General features: G+C 72.7%; 26 protein-coding genes and 1 tRNA gene. 13 read left to right on the top strand and 14 right to left on the bottom strand.

Annotated features, from left to right (window positions below; translation table 11 throughout):
- Positions 1-23: 23 nt before the first annotated feature.
- Positions 24-599 carry an isochorismatase family protein gene (locus GCL84_RS13115; protein ID WP_156755732.1) on the top strand — a complete coding sequence of 192 codons (576 nt, stop codon included), beginning with the start codon at positions 24-26 and terminating at the stop codon, positions 597-599.
- A 137-nt stretch (positions 600-736) separates the two neighbouring features.
- On the opposite strand, the gene GCL84_RS13110 is transcribed toward GCL84_RS13115, so the two are convergent.
- Both GCL84_RS13110 and GCL84_RS13105 read right to left on the bottom strand, forming a co-directional pair.
- A complete protein-coding gene (locus GCL84_RS13110) occupies positions 737-1,069 on the bottom strand; it encodes a PCC domain-containing protein (protein WP_156755731.1) in 333 nt (110 codons plus the stop codon).
- Between the two features lie 4 nt (positions 1,070-1,073).
- Positions 1,074-2,204, bottom strand: a complete 1,131-nt coding sequence (locus tag GCL84_RS13105) for a helix-turn-helix transcriptional regulator (RefSeq protein WP_235926206.1) — start codon at positions 2,202-2,204, stop codon at positions 1,074-1,076.
- Between the two features lie 219 nt (positions 2,205-2,423).
- On the opposite strand from GCL84_RS13105, the gene GCL84_RS13100 reads away from it, so the two are divergent.
- Positions 2,424-2,903: an SRPBCC family protein gene (locus GCL84_RS13100; protein ID WP_156755730.1), complete on the top strand. Its 480-nt coding sequence runs from the start codon at positions 2,424-2,426 to the stop codon at positions 2,901-2,903.
- Positions 2,900-3,601, top strand: a complete 702-nt coding sequence (locus GCL84_RS13095; RefSeq protein ID WP_156755729.1) for an aspartate/glutamate racemase family protein — start codon at positions 2,900-2,902, stop codon at positions 3,599-3,601. The genes GCL84_RS13100 and GCL84_RS13095 overlap by 4 nt, the downstream gene beginning before the upstream one ends.
- On the opposite strand, the gene GCL84_RS13090 is transcribed toward GCL84_RS13095, so the two are convergent.
- Complete coding sequence (locus tag GCL84_RS13090) at positions 3,567-4,403, bottom strand: oxidoreductase (RefSeq protein WP_156755728.1); 837 nt, start codon at positions 4,401-4,403, stop codon at positions 3,567-3,569. The genes GCL84_RS13095 and GCL84_RS13090 overlap by 35 nt on opposite strands.
- 183 nt (positions 4,404-4,586) lie before the next feature.
- On the opposite strand from GCL84_RS13090, the gene GCL84_RS13085 reads away from it, so the two are divergent.
- The 5 genes from GCL84_RS13085 to rdgB are packed head-to-tail and all read left to right on the top strand — an operon-like array spanning position 4,587 to position 8,162.
- Positions 4,587-5,165, top strand: a complete 579-nt coding sequence (locus GCL84_RS13085; protein ID WP_156755747.1) for a rhomboid family intramembrane serine protease — start codon at positions 4,587-4,589, stop codon at positions 5,163-5,165.
- Entirely contained in the window at positions 5,162-5,959 is a 798-nt protein-coding gene (murI, locus tag GCL84_RS13080; protein ID WP_156755727.1) for a glutamate racemase, read from the top strand. Before GCL84_RS13085 ends, murI begins: the two co-directional genes overlap by 4 nt.
- A 37-nt stretch (positions 5,960-5,996) precedes the next feature.
- The gene (locus GCL84_RS13075) at positions 5,997-6,767 is read left to right on the top strand and encodes an MBL fold metallo-hydrolase (protein WP_156755726.1); all 771 of its coding nucleotides are present in this window, start codon (positions 5,997-5,999) and stop codon (positions 6,765-6,767) included.
- 22 nt (positions 6,768-6,789) lie between these two features.
- Positions 6,790-7,551, top strand: coding sequence for a ribonuclease PH (rph, locus tag GCL84_RS13070; RefSeq protein WP_156755725.1), 762 nt, complete (start codon positions 6,790-6,792; stop codon positions 7,549-7,551).
- On the top strand, positions 7,551-8,162 hold the full coding sequence (rdgB, locus tag GCL84_RS13065) for an RdgB/HAM1 family non-canonical purine NTP pyrophosphatase (protein WP_156755724.1): 612 nt from the start codon (positions 7,551-7,553) through the stop codon (positions 8,160-8,162). Before rph ends, rdgB begins: the two co-directional genes overlap by 1 nt.
- Position 8,163: 1 nt before the next feature.
- Here the strand turns inward: rdgB and GCL84_RS13060 are convergent, their stop codons facing one another.
- The 6 genes from GCL84_RS13060 to GCL84_RS13035 all read right to left on the bottom strand — a co-directional run bounded on the left by GCL84_RS13060 (position 8,164) and on the right by GCL84_RS13035 (position 11,350).
- Complete coding sequence (locus GCL84_RS13060) at positions 8,164-9,006, bottom strand: D-alanyl-D-alanine carboxypeptidase (protein WP_156755723.1); 843 nt, start codon at positions 9,004-9,006, stop codon at positions 8,164-8,166.
- Between the two features lie 79 nt (positions 9,007-9,085).
- Positions 9,086-9,559: a thioredoxin-dependent thiol peroxidase gene (gene bcp / locus GCL84_RS13055; protein ID WP_156755722.1), complete on the bottom strand. Its 474-nt coding sequence runs from the start codon at positions 9,557-9,559 to the stop codon at positions 9,086-9,088.
- 24 nt (positions 9,560-9,583) lie between these two features.
- The gene (locus tag GCL84_RS13050; protein ID WP_156755721.1) at positions 9,584-10,114 is read right to left on the bottom strand and encodes a hypothetical protein; all 531 of its coding nucleotides are present in this window, start codon (positions 10,112-10,114) and stop codon (positions 9,584-9,586) included.
- 200 nt (positions 10,115-10,314) lie between these two features.
- On the bottom strand, positions 10,315-10,518 hold the full coding sequence (locus GCL84_RS13045; protein ID WP_156755720.1) for a hypothetical protein: 204 nt from the start codon (positions 10,516-10,518) through the stop codon (positions 10,315-10,317).
- A gap of 11 nt (positions 10,519-10,529) precedes the next feature.
- Positions 10,530-11,012 (bottom strand): SsrA-binding protein SmpB, encoded by a 483-nt coding sequence (gene smpB / locus GCL84_RS13040; RefSeq protein ID WP_156755719.1) that lies wholly within the window; start codon positions 11,010-11,012, stop codon positions 10,530-10,532.
- A 264-nt stretch (positions 11,013-11,276) separates the two neighbouring features.
- Positions 11,277-11,350 (bottom strand) — tRNA-Leu (locus GCL84_RS13035).
- Between the two features lie 114 nt (positions 11,351-11,464).
- On the opposite strand from GCL84_RS13035, the gene GCL84_RS13030 reads away from it, so the two are divergent.
- Positions 11,465-11,686 carry a DUF3618 domain-containing protein gene (locus GCL84_RS13030; protein ID WP_156755718.1) on the top strand — a complete coding sequence of 74 codons (222 nt, stop codon included), beginning with the start codon at positions 11,465-11,467 and terminating at the stop codon, positions 11,684-11,686.
- Positions 11,687-11,730: 44 nt separating this feature from the next.
- On the opposite strand, the gene GCL84_RS13025 is transcribed toward GCL84_RS13030, so the two are convergent.
- On the bottom strand, positions 11,731-12,000 hold the full coding sequence (locus tag GCL84_RS13025) for a hypothetical protein (RefSeq protein WP_156755717.1): 270 nt from the start codon (positions 11,998-12,000) through the stop codon (positions 11,731-11,733).
- A 65-nt stretch (positions 12,001-12,065) separates the two neighbouring features.
- Entirely contained in the window at positions 12,066-12,686 is a 621-nt protein-coding gene (locus tag GCL84_RS13020; protein ID WP_328618771.1) for a TetR/AcrR family transcriptional regulator, read from the bottom strand.
- 95 nt (positions 12,687-12,781) lie between these two features.
- Here GCL84_RS13020 and GCL84_RS13015 point away from each other — a divergent pair, with 95 nt between their 5' ends.
- Complete coding sequence (locus tag GCL84_RS13015) at positions 12,782-14,287, top strand: flavin-containing monooxygenase (RefSeq protein ID WP_156755716.1); 1,506 nt, start codon at positions 12,782-12,784, stop codon at positions 14,285-14,287.
- Here the strand turns inward: GCL84_RS13015 and GCL84_RS13010 are convergent.
- The 3 genes from GCL84_RS13010 to GCL84_RS13000 all read right to left on the bottom strand — a co-directional run bounded on the left by GCL84_RS13010 (position 14,284) and on the right by GCL84_RS13000 (position 18,888).
- Positions 14,284-14,751, bottom strand: a complete 468-nt coding sequence (locus GCL84_RS13010) for a helix-turn-helix domain-containing protein (RefSeq protein ID WP_156755715.1) — start codon at positions 14,749-14,751, stop codon at positions 14,284-14,286. The two genes, GCL84_RS13015 and GCL84_RS13010, sit on opposite strands and share 4 nt — an antisense overlap.
- Positions 14,752-14,820: 69 nt before the next feature.
- On the bottom strand, positions 14,821-16,356 hold the full coding sequence (locus GCL84_RS13005) for an LCP family protein (protein ID WP_156755714.1): 1,536 nt from the start codon (positions 16,354-16,356) through the stop codon (positions 14,821-14,823).
- 366 nt (positions 16,357-16,722) lie between these two features.
- On the bottom strand, positions 16,723-18,888 hold the full coding sequence (locus tag GCL84_RS13000; protein WP_156755713.1) for a phospholipase A2: 2,166 nt from the start codon (positions 18,886-18,888) through the stop codon (positions 16,723-16,725).
- A 366-nt stretch (positions 18,889-19,254) separates the two neighbouring features.
- Between GCL84_RS13000 and GCL84_RS12995 the strand changes: the two genes are divergently transcribed.
- The 3 genes from GCL84_RS12995 (at position 19,255) to GCL84_RS12985 (ending at position 25,172) form a co-directional block, all read left to right on the top strand.
- Positions 19,255-22,680: a tetratricopeptide repeat protein gene (locus tag GCL84_RS12995; RefSeq protein WP_197523210.1), complete on the top strand. Its 3,426-nt coding sequence runs from the start codon at positions 19,255-19,257 to the stop codon at positions 22,678-22,680.
- Positions 22,681-22,824: 144 nt separating this feature from the next.
- On the top strand, positions 22,825-23,700 hold the full coding sequence (locus GCL84_RS12990) for an SDR family NAD(P)-dependent oxidoreductase (RefSeq protein ID WP_156755711.1): 876 nt from the start codon (positions 22,825-22,827) through the stop codon (positions 23,698-23,700).
- Positions 23,701-23,954: 254 nt separating this feature from the next.
- Positions 23,955-25,172: a GGDEF domain-containing protein gene (locus GCL84_RS12985; protein ID WP_197523209.1), complete on the top strand. Its 1,218-nt coding sequence runs from the start codon at positions 23,955-23,957 to the stop codon at positions 25,170-25,172.
- Positions 25,173-25,348 lie beyond the last annotated feature (176 nt).

The following is a 25,348-nucleotide window of genomic DNA, read 5'->3' as shown; positions in this document are numbered from 1 at the left end:
CCGTCCCGAGTGGAGCGCCCCCCATGGCGAACAAGAAGGCCCTGATCGTCGTCGACGTCCAGAACGACTTCTGCGAGGGCGGCTCCCTGGCCGTCGCGGGCGGCTCGGCGGTCGCCGCGGGCATCAGCACCCACATGTCCGGCGTCGCCTACGACGTCATCGTCGCCACCCGCGACTACCACGTCGACCCCGGCGACCACTTCAGCCAGACCCCCGACTTCGTCGACAGCTGGCCGGTCCACTGCGTCGCGGGCACCGCCGGCAGCTCCTTCCACCCGGACCTCGACGTGGTGCCGGTCGAGGCGGTCTTCTCCAAGGGCGCCTACGAGGCCGCGTACTCCGGTTTCGAGGGCGAGGGGCCGCAGGGGCGTTCGCTGGCCGACTACCTGCGCTCTCGGGGGGTGTCCAGCGTGGACATCGTGGGCATCGCGACTGACCACTGCATTCGGGCTACTGCGTTGGATGCCGCCAGTGCGGGGTTTCAGACGACTGTTCTGCTGGACCTCACTGCGGGGGTGAGCGCGGTGACTACGGATAGGGCGTTGGATCAGCTTCGTGCGGCGGGTGTGGGTCTCACCGGCACCCCGGTGGTCGCCTGAGACTGAGGTGGACGTCGAGCTCGTGCCCGTCGCCAAGGTCGCCTGACCGTTGAGGCCCTGCTCTGTTTTTGAAGCGGTATCCGCTCTCCTGTACGTCTGGGGGCCCACCTGTCTCGGGGCGTCGGGATGGCGGTGGGTCAGTCGATGCTGATCACGTAGGCGCGGGCGAACCAGGTTCCGATCTGAGCGCGGTGCAGGTGTCCCGCGATAGCTTTGTCGCCCTCGACAGCCATGGTCGCGTGGATGTGGACGACGCCGTCCTTTATCTCGCCTGCGCCGTGCATCTCGGCGGGCAGGCGGTAGTCGGAGATGTTGTCCTTGGTGGCGTCGTCGGCGGGCATGGTCGAGACGGTGAAGGAGTCGACACCACCGATCAGACTGACTATGGCAGCGTTGGCGATTCCCTGTTCTTCGGCCTTCCTGGTGAGTGATTCGACCAGTTCGCCGTTTGTGACATCGAGGACGCGCACTGTCCTACCTTCCGATGACCGGGCTGAGTTCTTGCAGCATCTTGGCGGAGCACCACCGCGCACCGATGTCCGCTGGGTTGATCACTTCTCGCATGAACCGCTCGACAGCGATCGAGGCGAGGGGAAACGCGGTCGGAGCCTCCACGAAACGCGCTGCCTCGCCCCAGTCGATCGAGCACACCCGCATGGTCACTGCCGTCAGATACAAGCGTCGCACTTCGCCGTCATTGCCCAGCACCGCAGCGACGTGTGCGGATTCGCCCTGATCGGGCATTTTCGCCAAGATCCCAGCGGCGTTGACCCTTGCGACGGGATTGCCTTGGGTTTCAGTCCACCGGACCAGTGTGTTCTTGGTGCCCTTGTCGACGACCGATGCCACGGCCATGTCCATCTCGTAGGTCGTCTGGACATGGGTGAGCGGATCGGCGTCGCCGCCCGCGATGCTTGCGGTGAACTCCTCGGCCACATTCATGTTGACAGCGGCGACACTCGCGAGGGACAGAAAAGAGCGTCGGTTGACTGGCATGTCAGGATCACCCCTCACCTCGGTTACTCCACTGTCTGCGTAGATGGTGTTGGACCAGTAGATGGATACCGCGCTTCCGCTCTTGTCGGCGTCTTCGGAACTGGACGTCGAGGGTTCGATCATTTCGACCAGCGCTTCGGTGGTCATGTTCAAAGCTCGGGCTATTTTCGGCCGCACCCACACCTGGGGGCGGTGTTGTCCACGCTCCCATCGCCCGACGGTCGAAAACTCGACACCGACAGCCTCCGCGAAGCTCTCCTGTGTGTGTCCGGCGCGCCGCCGAGCGATCTTGAGCGGGCTTTCGGGCTTCAACTGTGTGTCAGCCCCCGATCCGGTCGGCCGTGGCCCAAGATCATTGAGCGGTGCCAGAAGTTCCTCGATGGACCGCCCACGGTAGCCCTCTATCAGGCGGGCGGTGGCTGGTCGCAATTGTTCGGCGGTGCGCATTCCAGCAACTAGTCGCTGGGCATGACGCACGCTCAGGGTGCCCTCTTCCTTGTTCTCCCGGGCATACTGCTCGACACGCTTGACGAAGTCCTCGACGGTCAACCGACGTTGTCTCAGATGCAACCCCAACACGGTTCGGTACTCGATTTTCTTGTGAACCACGCGCCCTCCCCGATTCAACCGTCAACCACTGCGAGGCCCCGCCCAGTCGCCTCAGTGTAGCTCCTGATGTGGGCTCTGACCTGTGTAAACAAGGATTCGAACACCTACTTCGAATGCCAGAGCGAATAAGCGACATCGGGGCGACCTAAGCAGGGCGTTCGCAACCAGCGGGACTCCGCAGTTCCCCCGTTCTTCCACAGCGCACGTACTCTCTCCTCCGTGCGAGTGATCACCAGGTCCGCCGAGATCCCCGCCACGGCTGAGGCCGTCTGGCCCGTGGTCTCCGCCGCGGACCGCCTCCCCGACTGGTACTCCCTGGCCGACCGCGTGGACGTCGTCACCGGTCAAGGCATGGGTGAGCGCAGGCTCGCCCACGGCCGCCACGACGGCCGTCGTCAGGAGATCGACCAGGAAGTGGTCGAGCACGAGCCCCACAAGGTCATCGCCTGGCGGCAGCTCGCCGAGCGGCACGACGGCGAGCCCGCGACCGTCCGGGCCACCGACGTGCTCTTCCGGGTTCGCCTCGAACCCGAGGGGAGGGGCACGCGGGTCCGGCTGGAATCGCAGCTCACCCCTGCGGGCATCGGCAGGGCCATCGCGCTGCACCTGGTCGGGGCCGCCGCGATAGGGCGTGAGCTGGACGAGTGCCTGGTTCGCCTCACCCGCTCGCTGGAGCTGGAGCAGGAGCACGGGCGGTGAAGGTCATCGGGTTGCTCGGCGGCATGAGCTGGGAGTCGTCGGCGGAGTACTACCGGATCGTCAACGAGCGGGTGAAGCTGCTGCTCGGCGGCTACCACTCCGCCAGGGTGGTGCTCTACTCGGTCGACTTCGCCGAGGTCGAGCGGATGCAGGCCGAGGACCGCTGGGACGACGCCGCGCGACTTCTGCGGGCGGGGGCCGACGCGCTGCGGCGGGCGGGGGCCGACATCATCGTGCTGTGCACCAACACCATGCACAAGGTCGCTGACTCGCTCGGGCCGATCCTGCACCTGGGCGACGCCACGGCGGCGGCCGTCGAGGCGGCGGGGGTGCGCACGGTCGGGTTGCTGGGCACGGCGTTCACCATGGAGCAGGACTTCTACCGGGGCCGGTTGGAGTCGCACGGCCTCACGGTGCTCACCCCGTCCGCCGAGGACCGGGCCGAGGTGCACCGGGTCATCTACGACGAGCTCGTGCTCGGCCGGGTCCTGGAGCGGTCTCGGCAGGTCTACCGCGAGGTCATCGCCCGGCTGGTCGAGCGCGGCGCGCAGGGGGTCGTGCTGGGGTGCACGGAGATCGAGCTGCTGGTGTCCCAGGAGGACAGTCCGGTCCCGGTGTTCCCCACGACCCGCCTGCACGCCGAGCTCGCGGTCGACCTGGCCCTCAGAGGGTCAGGTCCGCCAGGTCCCGCTCGCTGAGCTCGATGTCCGCGGCGGCGAGGTTCGACTCCAGGTGCGGGATCGACGACGTGCCGGGGATCAGCAGGATGTTCGGCGAGCGGTGCAGCAGCCACGCCAGGGCGATCTGGCGGTCGGTGGCCCCGTGCCGCCCGGCCACCGCGTCCAGCGCCTCGGCCTGGATCGGGCTGAACCCACCGAGCGGGAAGAACGGGACGTAGGCGATGCCCTGCCGGTTCGTCTCGTCCACCAGCGCGTCGTCGTTGTGGTCCACCACGTTGTAGAGGTTCTGCACGCACACCACGGGGGCGATCGCCCGCGCCTCGGCGAGCTGGGCGGCGGTCACGTTGCTGACGCCCAACTCCTGGACCAAGCCCTGCTCGCGCAGCTCCGCCAGCACCCCGAACGGCTCGGCCAGCGAGCCCTCCTGCGGCCCGTGCAGGCCGGGCATCCGCAGGTTCACCACGCCGATCGACTCGACGCCGAGGCGGTCCAGGTTCTCCCGCACCGCCAGCCGCAGGTCGTCCGGGTCGAGCGCGGCGGGCCAGTTGCCCTCCGCGTCGCGCCGGGCGCCCACCTTGGTGACCAGCACCAGGTCCTCCGGGTAGGGCCGCAGCGCCTCCGCGATGATCTCGTTGACCACGTAGGGCCCGTAGTAGTCCGAGGTGTCCAGGTGCCGCACGCCCAGTTCGACCGCCCGGCGCAGCACCGCGATCGCGCCGTCGCGGTCCTTGGGCGGACCCAGCACCCCGGGGCCCGCCAACTGCATGGCCCCGTAGCCGATCCGACCGACCTCGACCGCGCCCAACTTCCCGTTCCGCATGGCACCACCCTGCCCGCCGCACCCCACTCCCGGCCACCCCGCCCCCGGCCGCCCCGCGAACCCGACGGTGCGTGCTCGTGGGGATTCAGCGCGTGACCAGGGTCAACCCTGATACGCGGCCCCGGTCGGGCACGTAGTCTCGAAAGCGTGACCACTACGCCCGCTTCCGTCTCCCGGGGACGTGTGCTGCCGCCCAAACCGGTGCAGGCCGGGATCGTCATGGGCGCCTTCACGCTGGCCCTCTACCTGATCGAGGCGCTGGACAGCGTCCTGCCGCTGGCACTGGACCAGAACGGCATCATCCCGCGGTCGGTGGACGGCCTCGACGGCATCCTGTGGGCGCCGTACCTGCACGCGGACTGGGCCCACCTGTTCGGCAACACGCTGCCGTTCCTGGTCTTGGGCTTCCTGGCGATGGCCAACGGGATCGGCCAGTGGGTCGCCGTCACCGCGACCATCTGGCTCGTCTCCGGCGCGGGCGTGTGGCTGGTCTCCCCCGACTACGGGGTGACGGTGGGCGCGTCCGGGCTCTGCTTCGGCTGGCTGCTGTTCCTGCTGGTCCGGGGCATCTTCAACCGCAGCGCGCTGCAACTGGGCGTGGCGCTCGTGCTGTTCATGTACTGGGGCAGCATGCTGCTGGGCGTCCTGCCCACCCACCCGCAGATCTCCTGGCAGGGGCACCTGTTCGGGGCGCTCGGCGGGGTCTTGGCCGCGTGGTTCGTCAGCCAGGCGAACAAGGCGCAAGCGCCGCAGCGGGCGTGAGCGCCGCGCCCATCGGGGTCTTCGACTCCGGCGTCGGCGGACTGACCGTCGCCCGCGCGATCCTCGACCAACTGCCCGACGAGCGCGTCCGCTACGTCGGCGACACCGGCAACGGCCCCTACGGCCCGCTGCCCATCGCCGAGGTGCGCGCACGCGCGCTGGACATCGCGGACGGACTCGTCGACGACGGGGTCAAGATGCTGGTCATCGCCTGCAACACGGCCTCGGCGGCCTGCCTGCGCGACGCCCGCGAACGCTACCCGGTGCCCGTGGTCGAGGTGATCGTCCCGGCCGTGCGGCGTGCGGTGGCCGCGACCCGGTCCGGCCGGGTCGGAGTGATCGGAACCGCTGGAACGATTCGGTCGCGCGCCTACGACGACGCTTTCGCCGCCGCGGCGGGGGTGCGGATCACCAGTTCGGCCTGCCCCCGGTTCGTCGACTTCGTGGAACGCGGTGTGACGGCCGGGCGGCAGGTGCTCGGCTTGGCCCAGACCTACCTCGAGCCGCTGCAGCGCGCCGACGTCGACACCGTCGTGCTCGGCTGCACGCACTACCCCCTGCTCACGGGGCTCATCCAGGTCGTCATGGGGCCGGGTGTCACCCTGGTCTCGAGCGCGGAGGAGTGCGCCAAGGACGTCTTCCGGGTTCTCACCGAGAGTGACCTGCTGGCTCCCCCGGGTGGTGGTGGCGAACACGAGTTCCGGGCCACCGGGCCGACCGAGCCGTTCGCCCGGCTGGCCCGCCGCTTCCTCGGCCCGGAACTGGCGGCTGTGGTGGCCGCTCCGGTCCGATGATCGTGCTGGAGGCCATTCGTATGACACCCTGTCCCTCGTGCTGCTGACCGTCCTCGGCTGTTCCGGGAGTGTCCCCGGGCCCGGCGCCCCCGCATCCGGCTACCTGTTGGAGGCCGAGGGCTTCCTGCTCGGCATCGAACTCGGCAACGGGACCTTCTCCGAGCTGCAGTCGCGCCGGGACCCGTTCGAGCTCGACGCGCTGCTGTTCTCGCACCTGCACGCCGACCACTGCTCGGACTTCTCCGCGCTGAGCGTCTACCGGCGCTACCACCCCCGGCCGACCATCGACCCGCGGGCGAACAAGCTGCCGGTGCACGCCCCGGCGGAGGCCCCGACCCGGTTCAGCGCCCAGTACGGCACCGACGCGGCCGACCGCGCGGTCACCGACCTGTCGGACGTGTTCGACTTCCAGGCCCTGCAAGTCGGCAAGTTCCAGATCGGGCCGTTCGAGGTGGTCGCCGCCGCCGCCGCGCACCCGTGCGAGTCGTTCAGCTTCCGGATCAGCCACGGCGGGCGCAGCTTCGCCTACACCGGCGACACCGACGTCTACGACGGCCTGTCCGACCTGGCCCGCGGCGTCGACGTGTTCATGGCCGAGGCGTCGTGGACCCACGGCGGCGCGGTCATCCCCGACCTGCACATGTCCGGCCGGGAGGCGGGCGAGGTCGCCGCCGACGCCGGGGTGGGCAGGCTGCTGCTGACCCACATCCCGCCGTGGACCGACACCGCGGCCGTGCTGGCCGAGGCGCGCGCGGCCTTCCGCGGCGACGTGGTGCTGGTCCGGCAGGGCGCGAGCTACGAGGTCTGAGGTTGATCGTAGGGTGGTCGGCGTGGTGAGAAGCGATGGCAGGAACGACGACCAGCTCCGGGACATCAAGATCACCCGGGGGTTCCAGGAGTGGCCCGCGGGGTCGGTCATGGTGGAGTTCGGCAAGACCAGGGTGCTCTGCGCGGCCAGCGTCACCGAGGGCGTCCCGCGCTGGCGCAAGGGCTCCGGCCTCGGCTGGCTGACCGCCGAGTACGCGATGCTGCCCTCGGCGACCAACACCCGGTCCGACCGCGAGTCGGTCAAGGGCCGCGTCGGCGGGCGCACGCACGAGATCTCCCGGCTGATCGGCCGGTCGCTGCGCGCCTGCATCGGCCTGGCCGCGCTGGGCGAGAACACGATCCACCTCGACTGCGACGTCATCCAGGCCGACGGCGGCACCCGCACCGCGGCCATCACCGGCGCCTACGTGGCGCTTGCCGACGCGGTGACCTGGCTGGCCGCGGCGGGCAGGCTCGCCGACCCGCAGCCGCTGTCGTGCGCGGTCTCGGCGGTCAGCGTCGGCGTCGTCGGCGGCCGGGTCCGGCTGGACCTGCCCTACGAGGAGGACGCGCGCGCCGAGGTGGACATGAACGTGGTGGCCACCGACGCGGGCACCCTGATCGAGGTCCAGGGCACCGGCGAGGGCGCGACCTTCGCCAGGTCCACCCTGGACAAGATGATCGACCTGGCGCTGGCCGGGTGCGCCGACCTCAACCGCGTCCAGGCCGAGGCGCTGGCCCTGCCCTACCCCGGCACGCTGCCCGGCCCCAAGGCGGGCAAGTGATGGCGCGGGTCCTGCTGGCCACCCGCAACCAGAAGAAGCTCGAAGAGCTGCGCCGCATCCTCCTCGCCGCCGAGGTCGAGGGCGTCGAGGTGCTCGGCCTGGCCGACGTGCCCGAGTTCCCCGACGCCCCGGAGACCGGCGCCACCTTCGAGGACAACGCCCTGGCCAAGGCGCGCGACGCGGTCCTGGCCACCGGCCTGCCCGTGGTCGCCGACGACTCCGGCCTCGCCGTGGACGCCCTCAACGGGATGCCCGGCGTCCTGTCCGCCCGCTGGTCGGGCAGGCACGGCGACGACCAGGCCAACCTGGACCTGCTGCTGGGCCAGCTCACCGACGTCCCGGACGAGCGCAGGGGCGCCGCGTTCGTCTGCGTCGCCGCGCTGTCGCTGCCCGACGGCACGCAGGCCGCGGTGCGCGGCGAGTGGCGGGGCACGATCACCCGGGAAGGCCGGGGGGACAACGGTTTCGGCTACGACCCGATCTTCGTCCCCGAGGGCGGGACGCGCACCTCGGCGGAGCTGACCCCGGAGCAGAAGGACGCGGACTCCCACCGGGGCAAGGCGCTGCGCCTGCTGGTGCCGCTGCTGGCCCCGCTGGCGGGCCGGGCCTGAGTCAGGCCAGCAGACCCGCGAGGGCCCGCGCCCCGGCCGTGACGGCAGCCGCGCCGGTGTCGGGGGAGACCCCGGCGTCGAACTCGGCCATCACCACGACCGCGTGGCGGCCGTCCACGACGCCCGCGCTGTGGACGGCGGTGTAGCCGCGCCCGTTGCCCCAGCCCTGCTTGACCGCCCAGTCGGTGAAGGCGCTGGGGATGCCGAAGTGCTGGTCGAACCCGTCCGCGGCGAGGCGGGGCGCCTGGGCCAGCAGCGCGATGGCCTCGGGCGCCTCCGCGACCAGGTGCGCCAGCACCGCCGCCACGGAGTTCGGGGTCATCAGGGTGTTGCCCCAGCGGCCGGGGACGTCGGGGTCGGTGACGCCGCCGATCCCGAGGTCCGCGGCGGTGCTGGAGGGCAGGGTGTCGCCGCCGAGCAGCCCCCACAGGGCGCTGGCGGCGTCGTCGTCGGAGTCGCGGAGCATCCGCTCGACGCGGGCGGCGTGGGCCGGGTCGTCGCCCGCCTCGTTGGCGGCGGCGATGGCGATGAGCAGCTTCACCAGCGAGGCGGAGTGCAACGGCAGGTCCGCGCCGGTGGAGAGCAGGACGCGGTTGGTCTCCAGGTCCACGACGACCGCGCCGACCCGGGCGCCGGGGACGGCGGACTGGACCGCGGTGACCACCGGCGCCGGGTCGAGCCGCTCGGTCTTGGGCTCGTAGGCGCTCTGCGGCGTCGGGGCCCCGACCGTCTCCTGAGCGGCGGGAGGGTGCTCGCACGCCTGCGCCGCGGGGCCGATCGCCGTCGCCGAGAGGACCACCGCCACCACCGCGGCCGCCACCCGGGCCGCCCGTCTTCGCTCCATGACCAGGACAACGCCCGCCCCCGGCAAAATAGTTCAATCTGCAACTAGATTGCCGGTCGCGGGTTGTCGGGGGTTCCGGTCAGATCTTGAGGTCCTTGCGCAGCTTGGCGACGTGGCCGGTGGCACGGACGTTGTAGAACGCGTGAGTGAGCAGGCCGTCGGCGCCCACGACGAAGGTGGAGCGGATCACCCCGGTGACCGTCTTGCCGTACATCACCTTCTCGCCGAACGCGCCGTAAGCGTTCATGACCGCCTTGTCCGGGTCCGACAGCAGCGGGAAGGTCAGGCCCTCGGCGGCGACGAAGGAGGCCAGCTTGGCGGGCTTGTCCGGGGACACGCCCAGCACGGCGTGACCCGCCCCGTCGAGCTCGGCCAGGTTGTCGCGGAAGTCGCAGGCCTGCTTGGTGCAGCCGGGGGTGGCCGCGGCCGGGTAGAAGTAGATGATCACCGACCTGCCCCGGTAGTCGGACAGGGACACCTCGGCGCCCTCGCTGTCGGGCAGGGTGAAGTCGGGGGCGCGGTCGCCTGCCGCGAGGCGCTTCTGCTCGGTCATGCGCCAGACGCTAGCGGGCAGGCCTCACGCGGTTGTGCTGAACACCGACACGGCCTCGGCGTCGGGCTTCGGGGTGGCGGCGATGACGATCCAGGTCTTGTCCTCGGGCACCGCGAACGCCACGGAGAACCGCACCGAGTCGCCCGGCTCCACGTCGCCGGTGCTGCCCAGCCCGCTGTAGCCCTGGGTGGAGTCGATCACCTGCTGGGTGCTCTCGCCGTTGACCTTGGCCAGCAGCCGCAGTTGCGCGGGCTTGTAGGCCGAGGTGCCCTCGTTCTCCACGACGACCTCGAGGCCGACCGCGCGCGGCGCGATGGGCGAGGCCGTCGCGGTCGGCACGAACGACTTGGGGGTGGAGACGGTGATGGCCAGCCCCGAGCCCAGCGAGGTGCGCTCGCCGCCCCGGGAGGCGGGACCGCCGGACCTGGCGATCTTCTCAGTGACCGTCAACGGGGTGCTCGTCGTCGACGGGGCCGCGGACTCCTGTGCGCCGCCACAGCCCGCGACGAGCGCCACGCAGGCGCACGAGGTGAGGACCACATGGGCGAGCTTCACCGCATCAGCCTTTCTTCGCGCAGGGGTGCCGTTCCAGACAGCTTCGGGGTGCACCTGTCGGGGGTGCACCGTCAACAGTGACGCGCCGACGGCCGGGATGCCGCAGCCGATCGGGGGTTGAAGCGCACCTGGTGTCGTGCTGTGGCCGAGCCGTGATCAGCGGCGCACGCCGGGTGACCGAAACCACGTGGCCGCGGGGGTCAGCTCGCGAAGGCGAAGAAGAGGACGAACACCCCGACCCCGACCAACCAGGCGGCGATCAGCCAGCCGAAGTCCCGCCACGGCACCACCGGCCGGTTGTCCACCCGGTCCTCGGCGCCGGGCGCGTGCGTGCCCCGCTCCTCGAAGCGGTCGACCAGCCGCAGGACCGCGGCGATCGGACGGGGCACGCGCACCCGCCGCATGCTTCCACAGCTCAGCGCCGCCTGCCCTTGACGTGCCGCGAGAACTCCCGCGCGATCTCCCGCTTGGCGTCGCGCTCGGCCACCGCCGCCCGCTTGTCCCACAGCTTCTTGCCCTTGACCAGGGCGAGCTCGACCTTCACCCGCCCCTCGGTGAAGTACATCGACAGCGGGACGAGCGACAGCCCGCCCTCGTGCACCCGCATCTCCAGCTTGGTGATCTCCCGCCGGTGCAGGAGCAGCTTGCGCACCCGCCGCGGCTCGTGGTTGGTCCAGGTGCCGAAGGCGTACTCGGTGATGTGCAGCCCCCGCAGCCACACCTCGCCGTCGTCGATGGTCGCGAACGCGTCGACCACCGACACCCGCCCCAGCCGCAGGCTCTTGACCTCGGTGCCCATCAGCACGACACCGGCCTCGACGGTGTCGAGCACGTGGTAGTCGTGCCGGGCCTTCCGGTTCGTCGCGATGGTCCCCGGCTGCTGAGCCTTCTTGCCCATGCGCCGAGGCTACCGCCGACGGCGATGGCCTGGCCGAGGCGGAAGGCGCGGCGGACGCCTGCGTCACCCCTGCGTCCACGTGGGTGCGGCCAGGTCGCCGGAGGTGTTGCTCGGGATGAAGACCGAGGCCGGCTACCCGCACCGGGCCATCTCCGCTGGGGGCCTGACCAGGGCCACAGGCGGCGGAGGGGGCTGGTCGAGCGTGCGCAGGCAGTCTGGCCGCACAGGCTTCGACCAGCGTCCGCGCTGCTCAGAGCTGTGTCGTAGGACCGGAGAGACTCGAACTCTCACTGGCACGGACCTAAACCGTGTGCCTCTGCCAATTGGGCTACGGTCCCCCGCCGCCACCGCGGTGGCGGTCGTGCTCAGGGTAACGGTGTGGCCGGCGCGCGGGGCGGGTGGTCGGTGATCTACCGTGGTGGCCGCCGACGGCGGTTTCCTAGGAGGACTACGTGGCCCGCGACCCCGACACCATCCAGCGCGAGATCGAGCAGGCGCGCGACGCGCTGGCGGCGACACTGGACCAGCTTGGCGACAAGGCGAGCCCGAAGCGGCTCGTCGAGGGCGCCAAGGCCGAGGCCAGGACGAAGATGGACGACCCCAGGGTCAAGTACGCGCTGATCGGGGCGGGTGTCCTCGTGGGCCTGCTCCTGGTGCGCAAGATCTTCGGCTGAACGACACCCTGGCGCTCGGAGACGACACCGGGCGCCAGGGGGCTTCAGCCCGCGGCCTGCTCCGGCTCGGCGGGCGGGCGGCCCAGCCGGGCGTTGAGGTAGGCCGTGGTGAACTCCAGCGCGTCGCCGTCGATGGTGTGCACGATGGTGCGCGGCTGGTCGCCGGGGGCGATCCGCTCGGCGAGTCGCTCGGCCTCGTCGCGCGCGGCGACCAACCCCGGCGCGGTCTCGGTGTGGACTTGGCCGCCACCGGTGACCTCGACCTTCCAGTCGTCGCCGTCGGGTGTGTAGTTGGCCACGATGGGCTCGAACATGGCCCCGCCTTCCCTGCGGTTGTTCCCCGCTCAGCCTAGGCCGAATGGGGGGATCGCGCCCGGGGTCACGCCCGGACCAGGCTGGACAGCCCGGTCCACAGCGCCAGCATGAGGTGGTCCGCCGCTTGGTCGGCGGTCACGTCGTCGCGGCCGACGTACCACAGGGACAGGCGCTCGCAGGCGCCCACGACGATCTGCGCCGCCGCCTCCAATTCCACCTCGGAGGTCTCCGGCAGGAACGCGCGGAACAGCGCCATGTCGATCTCGACCTGCTCCTGGCGGCCCGCCTCGATCTCGGCCGCGGCGGCGGGACCGGCCACGGCCGCCTCGCTGCGCAGCATCAGCGACCACGCCCGCCGGTGCGTGTCGGTGAACTCGAAGAAGGCCACCAGGCCCCGGCGCAGCGCCTCCTCGGGGGTCGCCGCGCCGATGACCGACTCGGTGGTGGCCTTGGCCAGCTCGGTGCGCGCCTCGCGGATGCAGGCGACGAGCAGGCCCTCCTTGGAGCCGAAGTACTCGTAGATCATCGGCTTCGAGACGCCGCAGCGCTCGGCGATGTCGTCCATGGACGCGGCCAGGTAGCCCCGGTCGGCGAAGATCTCCTCGGCGACGGCCACCATCTGCCGTTCGCGCTCGGCCCGCGGCATTCGTCGCCTGCGTTCAACCTTGCCATCGGCCGTTGTCACGAGAATGAGTCTACCGCAAGTAACCTACCCCGGGTAAGCTTGACTCTCGGTAACAGGTACTCGCAACACATCCTAGTCCCCGAAAGGCGTGGCAGATGAGCAAGCTCGTGCACACCGGAGTGGTGGTCATCGGCACCGGGTTCTCCGGCATGGGCATGGCCATCCAGCTCCGCAAGCAGGGCCGCGAGGACTTCGTGGTGCTGGAGAAGGCCAAGGACTTCGGCGGCACCTGGCGCGACAACAGCTACCCGGGCTGCGCCTGCGACATCCAGTCGCACATGTACTCGTTCTCCTTCGAGCCCAAGGCCGACTGGTCGCGCGCGTTCGCGCCGCAGCCGGAGATCTACGAGTACATGCGCGGCGTGGCGGCCAAGTGGGACCTCGCCCGCAACACCGTGTTCGGCGCCGAGGTCGCGGGCGCGCGCTGGGACGAGGAGGAGAACCGCTGGTACGTCGCCACCACCACCGGTGACACCTACGTCGCCCAGTACCTGATCTCGGGCATCGGCGCGCTGCACCTGCCGCAGGTGCCGCACCTGAACGGGATCGAGAACTTCCAGGGCAAGGCCTTCCACTCCGCGCGGTGGGACCACGACTACGACCTCGCGGGCAAGCGGGTCGCGGTCATCGGCACCGGCGCCAGCGCGATCCAGTTCGTGCCGCGCATCGCCAAGGACGTCGCGCGGCTCACGCTGTTCCAGCGCACCCCGCCGTGGGTCATGCCCAAGCCCGACCACGCGATGCCGGAGTGGTCCAAGAGCGCCTTCGCCAAGGTCCCCGGCGCCTTCCGCGGCTACCGGCACTTCCTGTACTGGCTCAACGAGGTCCGCGCGGTCGGCTTCAACGGCAACCTCGGCGTGCTCAAGGCCGCCTCGCGGCTGGCCGCCTGGAACATCAAGCGCTCGGTGCGCGACCCGGAGCTGGTCGCGAAGCTGACCCCGGACTACGTCATGGGCTGCAAGCGCGTGCTGATCTCCAACGACTACTACCCGACCTTCCGCCGGGACAACGTCGCGCTCGACACCTCCGGCGTCGCCGAGGTCAAGGCGAACTCCATCGTCACCAACGACGGCCAGGAGATCGAGGTCGACGCCATCATCTACGGCACCGGCTTCCAGGTCATCGACGCCATGCAGCACCTCGACGTCGTCGGCCGCGACGGCGTCCAGTTGGGCAAGCTGTGGCAGGAGAACGGGGTCAACACCTACAACGGCATCAACGTCGCGGGCTTCCCGAACCTGTTCTTCCTGCTCGGCCCGAACACCGGCCTGGGCCACAACTCGGTCGTGTTCATGATCGAGGCCCAGCTCAACTACATCCGCGAGGCGATGAAGCTCGCCGAGCGGCACAACGTCGAGGCCATCGACGTGCGCCCCGGCGCGCAGGAGCAGTTCAACATCGAGATCCAGCGCAAGCTGCGCGAGGGCGTGTGGACCCAGGGCGGCTGCAAGAGCTGGTACCTCGACGCCCAGGGCGTCAACCGCACCCTGTGGCCCGGGTTCACCTGGAAGTACTGGCTCAAGACCCGCAAGGTCGACGGCTCGGACTTCGAGCTGATCACCCGCAGCCGGTCCCCGCAGCCCGCGGGCGCCACGACCTAGGCACCCTCGTCCAGCTCCGCCAGCCTGGCCGCCAGCACGGCGAGCGGCACCCCGCACAGGGTGGCCAGGCTGGTCAGGGCGGTGGCGTCGAGGTAGACGACGTTCGGTCCCGCACCGCCCCGCTGCGCCGCCCACCGGCGCAGCGGGGCGTACTCGGGTTCGCGCACCCCGGCCGCGCGCCGCAGGTCGACCGCGGTCCTGCCGACCGGGGAGCAGGCGAACGCCCGCAGGTCGACCCGGTCGAGCACCTCGTGCGGCAGCACGCCCAGCGCCTGGCACAGCTCGACGAAGCGCACCACCGAGCAGTGCCGGACGCCCTGCTCGTAGCTGGCCAGCGTCTGCACGGAGATCTCGGTGTCGAGGCGGCCCACCAGCTCCTTGCGCGTCCACCGGCGGGTGCGGCGCAGCGCGCGCAGCTCGGCGCCGAGCGCGCGCTGGTACGCCGCCTCGTCGATTCGGACCACTCCGTGGAGAGTCCCGGTTGGTCCCGGCCTGACGCGCCAACCAGCCCAAACCCGTCGATCGGGTGATGGTCAGTTGATGCAGGGCGGGCCGCTGGGCTGCTGCTCCTGGGCCAGCGCCGGGGCGTCGAGGTCCAGCAGGGGCTTGCCCGCCAGGTTCGTGTTCGACGAGTAGTCGCGCCCCAGGATGACCGTGACGGTGCCCGCGTCGAGGTCGGTGTCGGGCTCCACGGTGTGGTCCCCGCTGAGCGACGCGGCGACGTCCTCGCCCTCGGCCTGCGCGCCGGGGGCGTGCCGGACGACGGTCTTGGCCCGGCTGGCGGCGTTGCCGGTGGCGCCCTCGGTGAACCCGTCGTCGGTCAGCGCGGCCGCCACCTCGGCGGCCAGGCCGGTCTTGCCGGAGCCGTTGAGCACGTTGACCGCGGGCTTGTCCGCGTTGGGCTCGGAGCTGTCGCCCGCGCCCGCGGTGGAGCTGGTCGGGCGCTCGGGGTGCAGCAGGTCGTCGACGAACCGGCGGACCTCGGCGGGCTCGACCTCGATGGCCAGCGCGCCCTCGGAGGTGCGCAGCTCCGGGTTGCCGGTGGGGATGGTCTCGAAGGTGACGTTGCCGCCGGTGATCCCGGTCATCTGCTGGGCGAACCGCATGATGTCCCAGTTGCGGTCGAGCACGACCGACTTGCTGATCGCGTCCTGCAGCTTGGGCAGGGTCGAGGAGCCGGGGGCGATGACGTCCTGGGAGAAGACCTTCTTGGCCATCGCGCCCATGAACGTCTGCTGCCGCACGATCCGGTCGAAGTCGCCGCCGGGCAGGCCGTGGCGCTGGCGGACGAAGGCCAGCGCGGACGTGCCCGAGATCGTCTGCACCCCGGCGGGGAAGTCCGCCCCGGAGTACCGGTCCCGCACCGGGGCCTTGAGGCACACCTCGACGCCGCCGATGGCGTTGGTGATGTCGTAGAAGCCGAGCAGGTTGACCTCGGCGTAGTGGTCGATCTTGGCGCCGGTGAGCTTGTTGACCGTCTCGATCAGCGTCTTCGCGCCCTCCTGGTTGGACCGCAGCTCCAGGTCCCTGCCCTCGACGCCCTCGGCCTGCAGCTTCTCGCGCGCCTCGTTCTTCGCCCGGAGGTAGGCCGAGTTGATCTTGTGCTTGCCGAAGCCGGGGATGTTCACGTAGGAGTCGCGCGGGATGGAGACGCCGGTGGCCTTGGTGCCGTCGTTGGGCACCCGGATCATCATGATTGTGTCGGTGTTGAGCTCGCCCTCGGACACACCCGCGCTGAGCATCGCCAACTGCTCCTTCGACAGCGGGTTGCCCTGCGCGTCGATGCGGCTGTCCACGCCGACCATGAGGATGTCGATCGCGCCGTCGGCGGGCCGCTCGGTCGGACCGCCCGCGATGACGTCCTGGCGGGTCAGCGCGTCGGCCAGGTCGTCCTGGACCTTCCAGTAGTAGCCGGTGCCCGCGACCACGCCCGCCGACAGCAGCGCCAGCAGCACCTTGGCCCCGAAGAACCGCCGCCGGTCCGGCTCGGCGGCCGGGCGCGGGCGCTGGCGGGGGGTGATCTTCTCGGTCTCGACGGCCGCGTCCACCACCCGGCGCGGGGGAGGCACCCGGCGGTCCTTCGGCTCGCGGGCGGCGACGCGGGGCTCGCCCCGGCGCTCGGGCGGCGGCTGACGGCGTTCGGGAGGGGGCTGGCGGCGCTCGCGCGAGGTGGGCTGGCGGCGCTGCGGGGGGCGCGGACCCCGGGCGGGTCCGTCGCCGCGCCTGCGCTCGGGCCGCTCTCGGCCCGCACCGCTGCCTGACCCCGGCGGCCGGTACTCCACGCCCTGCTCCTCCCTGTCGGACCGCGGTGGACGCGCGCGAGCACCCCGGTCCCGCTGTGGAGAAGGACGCGGACAACCGCTCGCAGGTTGCCACAGCGTGACACACCCGGGTGTCGCCGCTGTCAGGGCACGCGTCCAGCCAGTGCCGCGGCGCTAGCCCGCCACCGACTCACGGTCCGGGGAAGTGGCCTCCGAACTGCGCCGCCGCCGCAGCCGCGGCCACGCGGTGATGGCCGCGGCGGTCAGGGCGGCGGCCCCGGTGACCAGGTGCACAGCGGCGCCCTCGCCGCTGACGGTGGTGAGCGTCGGCGGCACGCTCGCCACCGCGGCCAGCAGCCACGGCCCCGGGGTGCCCGCGGTGCCGATCCTGGCCGTGTGCAGCAGGTACCAGCCAAGCAGCAGGTGGATCACGCTGGCCATCGGGTCCAGCGGCAGGCCAAGCACGTGCGGGCCGTGCTCGGTGCCGGTCAGCCCGGTCAGCGCGAACCCGGTGATGCCCAGCGCGCCCCACGCCGTGCCCGCCGTCGCGGCCACCACGTCCCACCTGCCCGCCCCACGCCGCGGCGGCGGCGCGCCGGGGGCTTGCCGGTGCCGCTCGAACAGCAGGAACGCCAGCGCCGTCGGCACCGCCAGCAGACCCAGCGCGGCCAGCGCCGCCGGGGACAGCGCCCAGCCGCCCTGTCCGCCCCAGCGCACCGCGCCGACCACCCCGGCCACGAGCAGCAGCGCGCACAGGTAGACCAGGTACACCGTCATCGGCGCGGACCGGGCGAAGCGCACCCACCGCGCCGCCATCCCGCGCGCCACCGCCGCCACCGCCGCCGGGCCGGGGGCCACGACCAGCGCCACCTGGGCCAGGCCGAGCAGCAGCACCGCGGCCGCGGACGGCACGAAGCTGGCCGTCTCGGCCGGTTCGGCGATCAGGCCGGGGGAGTGCCCGCCCACCGTCGTCAGCGCCACCAGGGCCAGCAGCGCGCCCACCGCCACCGCGGCCAGCGCCCGCCTCGGCGCCCGCCACAGGGTCCCGTCGGCGTAGAGGAACGACAACTGCCCGAAGAACAGGGCCAGCAGGATGCCGCCCAGGTAGGCCACGACCGTGCCGGAGCCGAACACCGCCAGCCCGGCCACACCCAGCGCCAGGGCGGCCGGGGTGCTCAGCGGGGCGCGCTCGTGCAGCCATAGCGCCGCAGGCGCGAGCCCGACCACCAGCAGGTACAGCCCGAGCAGCCACAGCGGCTGCGCCACCAGCCGCCCGAAAGCGCCCACAGCCGCGTCCGGGGCGTCGAGCAGGTCCAGCGACAACGGCACCACCAGCCACGCGGTGACCAGCGCCAGCACCGGCCGGATCAGCCAGGAGACCCGCCTGGCCAGGTACTCGCCGTAGCCCGCGCCGCCCGCGCGCACCGCCCGCCAGGCCAGCAGGTTGGAGTTGCCGCCCGCGAAGAAGAACAGCGGCACCAGTTGCAGCACCCAGGTCAGCGGCCACAGGTCGGACACCGGCACGCCCACCAGCGGCCCGAACGCCAGCGCCGACTCGGCGAGCACGATCCCGACCAGGCTGACCAGCCGCGCCATCCCCAGGTAGGCGGCCCGGTCGCCCTCGGCCGCGCTCAGCGGGCGGGTGTGCTCGCGCGGCACCCGGCGCCGGGCGAAGGCGGGCACCCGCACCGCCAGCAGCACCACCACGACCAGCAGCGCCATCCCCCAGCCGCCCACCGGCTCGGCGACCGGCGGCCCCCACCGCTGGTGCCACGAGTTCGCCACCAGCCCGAACGAGTACAGCGACGCCACCACCCGGCAGGTCCCGCCGGACCCGAGCGGGTTCGCCTCGCACTGCCGGTGCATGTCCGCCGACAGCCGCGCGTCCAGCGCCTCGCGCGCGCCCGCCGGGAGCGGCTGGCCCTTGGCCGCGGCGTAGCGCAGCAGGTCGTACCCGAGGTCGTGGGCCCGGCAGACCACGGAGAAGTCCCACCGGGTGTCGTCGTCGCCCCACGGGGTCGAGCACCCGCCGTCGGTGTGCACCGCGCGCACGGTGCCGTCCGGGGCGGGCATCCGGGAGGGGACGACGCCGACCACGTCGGTGAAGTCCTCGGGCAGCATCGCCATCGGGTCGCGCCCCGACCACGGGTCCACCAGGGCGTCCACGCTGGCCGCCGCGTCCACGACGGCCTCGCCCACGTGGTCGGGCGGGGCGGCGGAGCGCGACGCGACCACCGCGAACCCGGCGGCGGTCAGCACCACCAGCACCAGCCAGCCCAGCTTGGACCGGACCCGGCGGCCGACCGTGTCCCCCACCGCGGCCGCCACCGCCCGTGCCATCAGGCCGCCATCCGCCTCGTCGTGGCTCCCACCCCGCGCAGGCTACCGACGCCGCCACGCGCGCACCCGCCCGCGGGGCGTGATCTCGGCCCCTCGGCCGCGCGACCCGCCGTGGNAACGCCGCGCCACGACCAGGCCCGCCCACCTGCCCCCGCACAGGGCGGACCGACCCCGACCAGACACGCTAGTGTCCGGTATTGGCAACCGGCCTGTACCGCTGAGATCCAGTCGGATGGCCTGCGAGTACAAGCCCCACCTGCGACAATGATCTCCTTGGGTGGTCCGGGTCGGCAGGAACCGGCAAGTTCGGGGTCCGGGGGCGGCAAGTCGGCCACCCGGCCAAGCGGCGCCACCCGAGAGGACGAGATGCAACCCGGTCGGCCCGGCTCCTTCGGCGCCGCCCTGCGCGCGCACCGGCTGCGCGCGGGGCTGACCCAGGGGCAGCTCGCCGCCCGGTCCGGGGTGAGCGTGCGGGCCCTGCGCTACATCGAGCGCGGCGGCGTGGGCAGGCCCCGGCAGGAGTCCGTGCGGCGGCTGGCCGAGGCGGTCGGCGTCGGGCCGGACGAGTTCGACGCGCACGAGCCCGCCGGGCTGCGCATCGGGGTCCTCGGCGCGTTCACCGCCACCCACGGCGACCACCAGCTCCGCCCCGGCGCGGTCAAGCAGCGGTCCCTGCTGGCCCTGCTCGCCCTCAACGCCAACCGCCGGGTCGGGCAGGACGAGATCGTCGACGCGCTGTGGGGCGAGGACCCGCCCGCGAGCTGCGTCGGCCTGGTGCACACCTACGTCTCCCGGCTGCGGCGGGCGCTGGTCGGCTCCGGCCGGTCCATCGTCTCGGTGCCCGGCGGGTACCGGCTCGACGCCGACGCCGAGCAGCTCGACGCGCTGCGGTTCGTCGAGCTGACCGAGCGCGCCCGGACCACCGAGGACCGCCGCGCCGCCGCCGACCTGCTCGCCGAGGCGCTCGGCGGCTGGCGGGCGCAGGTGCTCTGCGACCTGCCCGACCGCGTCCGCGCCCACCCGGCCGCCCTGGATCTGACCATGCGCCGTCGCTCCGCCGCGCTGGCCTACGCGGACCTGGCGCTGCCGCTGGGCGAGCACGCCGGGGTCGCCGCCGCGCTGCGCGCCCTGCTGGTCGACGAGCCGCTGCACGAGGGCCTGCACGCCCGGCTGATGCTGGCCCTGGCGGGCACCGGCGAGCAGGTCGAGGCCCTGCGCGTGCACGCCGAGCTGCGCGCCCGCCTCGCCGAGGAGCTCGGCGTCGAGCCGGGCCGGGAGCTGCGCGACGCGCACGTCAGCGTGCTGCGCTCGGCCCCGGCCGACCCGGAGCCGGACCCGAGGGCAGAGCAGCCCGCCCCCGCCCAGCTCCCCGCCGAGTCGCCGGGGTTCGTCGGCCGCGTCTCCCCGCTGGCCGCCCTCGACGCGCTGGTCGCGCAGGTCGGGACCGGGCTGGTGCTGGTCGCGGTGTCCGGCACCGCGGGCGTGGGCAAGACCGCGCTCGCGCTGCGCTGGGCGCACCGGGTCCGCGAGCGCTTCCCCGACGGGCAGCTCAGCGTCAACCTGCGCGGGTACGCCGCCGGGACGCCGCTGAGCACCCACCAGGTCCTCGTCCGCTTCCTGCACGCCCTCGGCGTCCCCCCGGAGCGGGTCCCCGTCGACACCGACGAGGCGGCAGGCCTGTACCGCACCCTGCTGACCGGCAAGCGGGTGCTGGTGCTGCTGGACAACGCCGCCGAGGCCGAGCAGGTCCGCCCGCTGCTGCCCGGCTCGCCCGGCTGCCTGGTGCTGGTCACCAGCCGCGACCGGCTCACCGGCCTGACCGCCCACGACGGCGCCCACCAGCTCCCGCTCGACGTGCTCGACCCGCGCGAGGCCGTGCGGCTGCTCGGCCGGATGGTCGGCTCCGCCCGGCTGCGCCGCGAGCCCGAGGCCGCCGCCGAGATGGCCGAGGTCTGCGGGCGCCTGCCGCTGGCGCTGCGCATCGCCGGGGCCAACCTGGCGGTGCGGCCGCTGGTGAGCATCGCCGACTACACCCGCGAGCTGCGCGACCGGGGCAGGCTGGCCGGGCTGTCGGTCTCCGGCGACGAGTCGGCCGCCGTGCGCGCCGCCTTCGACCTGTCCTACGCCAAGCTCGCCCCGGCCGCGCGCAGGCTCTTCCGGCTGCTCGGCCTGGTCCCCGGCGCCGACCTGGGCGCCCCGTCCGCGGCCGCCCTCGCCGGGCTGGCGCTGCCCGAGGCCGCCCGGCTGCTGCGCGTGCTGCACCACGGCAACCTCATCCGCGAGCACGGCCGCGGCCGCTACGCCATGCACGACCTGCTCCGCGACTACGCCAGGGGCCGCGCGGAGGACGCCGACGACGAGCGCTCGGGCGCGCTGGTGGCCCTGTTCGACCACTACCTCGGCGAGGTCGAGGCGCACAGCGCCGTGCTCTGGCGGGTCGGCGCCCCCCGGCAGGCGGGCGCGGAGGAGGTGGCCCTGGGCTGGCTGGACGCCGAGCTGGGCAACCTGGTCGCCGCCGCCACCGAGGCCGCCGAGCTGGGCCTGGCCCGCTACGCGTGGCGGTTCGCCGAGGCGCTGCGCGCGTTCTTCTTCAACCGCGGCCACGGCGCCGACGGCCTCGCCGTCGGCCGGGCCGCCCTGGCCGCGGCCAGGACCAGCGGCGACGTCGACGCCGAGGCCTCGGTGCACGACCTGGTCGGGCTCATCCACTGCAACCTCAGCGACTACGCCGCCGCCGTCGAGCACCACGGGTGGGCGCTGGAGCTGAGCCAGGGCACCGGCAACCGGGTCGTCGAGGCCTCCGCGCTGCACAACCTGGGCCGCGCGCACTCCCAGCTCGGCCAGCCCGGCCAGGCGTCGCGGTTCTACGAGCGCTCGCTGCTGCTCAACCGCGACATCGGCAACCGCTTCGGCGAGGCGGCCGCCCTGCACTACCTCGGCGTCGCCGCGCTGTCGCTGGGCCGCCCCGAGGAGGCCATCGCCCGGCACACCGAGGCGATGGAGCTGAGCACCGCCATCGGCCACCGCCAGGTCCAGGCCGCCGCGTGCCAGGGCCTGGGCCTGGCGCACTGGGCGATGGGCGACCTGCCCCGGGCCACCGAGCGCTACCGGCACGCGCTGTCGGTCTGCCGCCGCTACGGCTACCGGCACGGCGAGGTCAGCATGCTGGTCTGCCTGGCCGAGACCGGCGCGGACGCGGGCGACTACCAGGCCGCCCGCGCCCAGGTGAAGCACGCCATGGCGGCCAACGGCCACCTCGGCGAGCGCAGGCACGAGGTGAGCTGCCTGGACATCCTGGGCACCATCGCCCAGCGCACGGGGGAGTGGTCGGCCGCGGCCGAGCACTACGCCAAGGCGCTCGCGCTGGCCCGCGAGATCCGGTTCGGCTACGGCGAGGCGTCCGTCCTCACCGGCCTGTGCGCGCTGTACCGGCGCACCGGCGACCACCCCGCCGCCCTGCACCACGGCAACGGCGCGCTGGCCCTGATGCGGCAGTCCGGCATGCGGCTGCTCGAGGTGCGCGCGCTCACCGAGCTCGCCCACGCCCACCTCGACGCGGGCGAGCACGCCGCGGCCGCCGAGCACGTCGAGCGCGGCCTGGACCTGGCCGCGGCCAGCGGGCAGCGGCTGGCCGGGGCCAGGGCCCGGCACGTCCGGGCGCTCACCCGCCAGCGCACCGGCGACCTGCGGGCCGCCGTGCTGGACTGGCGGGCGGCGCTGCCGGTGTTCGAGGCGCTCGGTGTGCCGGAGGCCGACCACGTGCACGCGCTGCTGTCCGCCTGCACGGCCTGATCAGCGCGGCGTTCCGCCGGGCTGTAGCCCGGTGCCGCGCTCGTCGCAATGAACCGGCCACTCGTCGAAGTCCACCCGCGCAGGTGTCCCGACGTGCGAACACTGGGACCAGTCGACACCGCGGTCGGCGGGGAGGAGCACAACATGAGCAGCCTCAAGGGCAAGGCGGTCGTGGTGACCGGGGCGGGACGGGGGTTGGGCGCGGCGTTCGCGGCGCACCTGGCCCGCGCGGGGGCCGCGGTGGTGGTCAACGACATCGACCGCGACGAGGCGGAGCTGACCGCCGCGGGCATCCGCGCCGAGGGCGGCCGCGCCGCGGTCAGCGGGCACTCGGTGGCCGACCCGGCGGGGGCCGAGGCCATCGTCGCGCTGTGCGCCGACGAGTTCGGCGCCGTGGACGGCCTGGTCAACAACGCCGGGGTCAACTACGAGGTCCTGCCGTGGGACGACGAGCCGGAGCGGGTGCGGGCGCTGATCGAGGTGAACGTCCTCGGCGTGCTCTACACGGGCATGGCCGCGATCCGCCGCATGCGCGGGCGCGGCGGGGCGATCGTCAACATCTCCTCGGGGGCCTCGCTGGGCCAGCGCACGCTGGGCGCGTACTCGGCGAGCAAGGGCGCGGTGTCGTCGCTGACGTACTCCTGGGCGCTGGACCTCGAGGACAGCGGCATCCGGGTGAACGCCGTCTGCCCGCTCGCCCACACCAGGATGGTCCGCAACTCCCCGCGCGCGTCGAAGGTGACCGGGCCGGACAAGAGGCCGGACCTGGTCGCGCCGCTGGTGCACTACCTGCTGGACGAGCGGTCGGCGGGCATCACCGGCCAGGTGGTCCGCTGCACCGGCACCGAGCTGCACGTGGTGGGCCAGCCGATGTTCAAACCGCCCATCCTGCGCCGGGACGAGTGGGACGTCGACAGCGTCGACCTCGCCTTCGCCGAGGTGCTCGGCGGGCACCTGGAGCCCTACGGGCTGGAGAAGCGGATGCCGCCCAAGCTGCGCAAGTGGTTGGCACCCGCGTGACGACCGGTCGTTGACAGTTAAACTTCAACGAACGCGGCACGTATCCTTCTGGGAAGGCGTCGTTCTGCGGGAGTGAGGAGGTCGCGGCCATGGCACAGCACACCGGCCGCGAGCGCGGCGTCACCAGTCACGGTTGCGCATCCGATCCACCTCCCCTCGAGTCCAAGGACACAACGTCCGGGAGTGGCTCAGGTCACGCCGATCCCGGTTGGGTCCACGAATCAGCCACAAGTGTGACTCACGTCCCGGGTGTTGTGGGACTGAGGTCTCTACCCCGGCCCGCCATCGCCTACATCCTGGTGTTCGAGCTGGTCACCCTGGTCGCGACCGGGGTAGCCCTGCTGGGCGATCGGCACACCTCCGAGGTCGACTGGCAGCGGTTCGCGGCCCTGGCCCTGGCGGGCGCTGTGCACCTGTGGCTGTCCCGCCGGGTCGAGGAGACCAGGCGCGCGACCCGCTCCGGCCCGCACTTCGACACGTCGGTGGTGTGGGTGCTGCCCGCGATGGTGATGCTGCCCGCGTGGATGGCCGTGCTGTCGCTGCTGCTGCTGCGCGTCCAGCTCTACCCGGTCGCCCGGCGGCCGCTCTACCGCTACACCTTCGGGACCGCGGGCATCCTGCTGCCCGCCCTGGCGTCGCTGGCGGTGGTCCGGCTGGCGGGGCTGGACGTGCTCGACCGCCTCACCCCGGTGGACCTGCTGGTGCTGCTGGCCGCGGCGGCCGTGCACTTCTTCCTCAACGCGGGCGCCATCGCCGGGGTCATCGCCCTGTCCTCGTCGCGCCCGACCCGCACCGAGGTCGTCGGCAGCCGCCGGGACAACGCCATGGCGGCGGTGACCATGTTCGTGGGCGTGCTGGTGGCCCTGGCCGTCGCGCACGCCTGGGCCGCGCCGCTGCTGGTGGTGCCGCTGCTGTGCGCCCTGGACTGGGGCGTCCTGCAGATCGAGACCCTGCGCGGCGACTCGCGCACCGACGAGAAGACCGACCTGCTCAACAGCCGCGGCTGGCACGAGCAGGTCGACCGCGAGTTCGTCCGCGCCCGCCGCCGCGGCTCCTCGGTCGCCGTGGCCGTCCTCGACCTGGACCACTTCAAGGTCGTCAACGACACCTGGGGCCACCCCGCGGGCGACGCCGTCCTGCGCGCCGTCGCCACCGTCCTGCACCACACCACCCGCCAGGGCGACATCGTCGGCCGCTTCGGCGGCGAGGAGTTCGTCCTCCTGCTCCCCGACACCGACGCCCCCCAGGCCGCCGTCGTCGCCGAGCGCGTCCGCCAGGGCATCGCCGCGATGATCGTCCCCGCCACCGACAAGCGCGGGAACCCCGTGGCCATCGACGCCCGGACCACCTCGATCGGCGTCGCCGCCGCCCCAGCCCCCACCACCACCCTGGAAAGCCTCCTCCGCCAAGCCGACGCCGCCGTCTACGAGGCCAAGAGCACCGGCCGCAACCGCGTCCGCATGGCCCCCTGAGAACGGCCCGCCCACCGACGGACCCCAGGACCACCGCCACGGACCTGCTGACACGGCGAGCGGCCCCCGCGCCATCCCAACCCCGCACCCTCCCAGGGGATCGGCGGTTTCCGCAGGATATCGGGGGTGGGGGGGCGGGGCCCGGGTGCGGCGGACCTGTGGATGGTTCTGGGCCA

This window comes from Actinokineospora pegani (genome assembly GCF_009745975.1).
Classification (GTDB): Bacteria; Actinomycetota; Actinomycetes; order Mycobacteriales; family Pseudonocardiaceae; genus Actinokineospora; species Actinokineospora pegani.
The sequence above is the reverse complement of the archived record's forward strand: the minus strand, read 5'-3'. Positions and strand labels throughout refer to the sequence as shown.

Coding starts and splice junctions, on each gene's coding strand:
- GCL84_RS13115 (WP_156755732.1), top strand. CDS start 24: ATGGCGAACAAGAAGGCCCTGATCGTCGTCGACGTCCAGAACGACTTC.
- GCL84_RS13090 (WP_156755728.1), bottom strand. CDS start 4,403: ATGCGGAACGGGAAGTTGGGCGCGGTCGAGGTCGGTCGGATCGGCTAC.
- rdgB (WP_156755724.1), top strand. CDS start 7,551: ATGGCGCGGGTCCTGCTGGCCACCCGCAACCAGAAGAAGCTCGAAGAG.
- GCL84_RS13060 (WP_156755723.1), bottom strand. CDS start 9,006: ATGGAGCGAAGACGGGCGGCCCGGGTGGCGGCCGCGGTGGTGGCGGTG.
- bcp (WP_156755722.1), bottom strand. CDS start 9,559: ATGACCGAGCAGAAGCGCCTCGCGGCAGGCGACCGCGCCCCCGACTTC.
- GCL84_RS13045 (WP_156755720.1), bottom strand. CDS start 10,518: ATGCGGCGGGTGCGCGTGCCCCGTCCGATCGCCGCGGTCCTGCGGCTG.
- smpB (WP_156755719.1), bottom strand. CDS start 11,012: ATGGGCAAGAAGGCTCAGCAGCCGGGGACCATCGCGACGAACCGGAAG.
- GCL84_RS13025 (WP_156755717.1), bottom strand. CDS start 12,000: ATGTTCGAGCCCATCGTGGCCAACTACACACCCGACGGCGACGACTGG.
- GCL84_RS13015 (WP_156755716.1), top strand. CDS start 12,782: ATGAGCAAGCTCGTGCACACCGGAGTGGTGGTCATCGGCACCGGGTTC.
- GCL84_RS13000 (WP_156755713.1), bottom strand. CDS start 18,888: ATGGCACGGGCGGTGGCGGCCGCGGTGGGGGACACGGTCGGCCGCCGG.
- GCL84_RS12995 (WP_197523210.1), top strand. CDS start 19,255: ATGCAACCCGGTCGGCCCGGCTCCTTCGGCGCCGCCCTGCGCGCGCAC.
- GCL84_RS12990 (WP_156755711.1), top strand. CDS start 22,825: ATGAGCAGCCTCAAGGGCAAGGCGGTCGTGGTGACCGGGGCGGGACGG.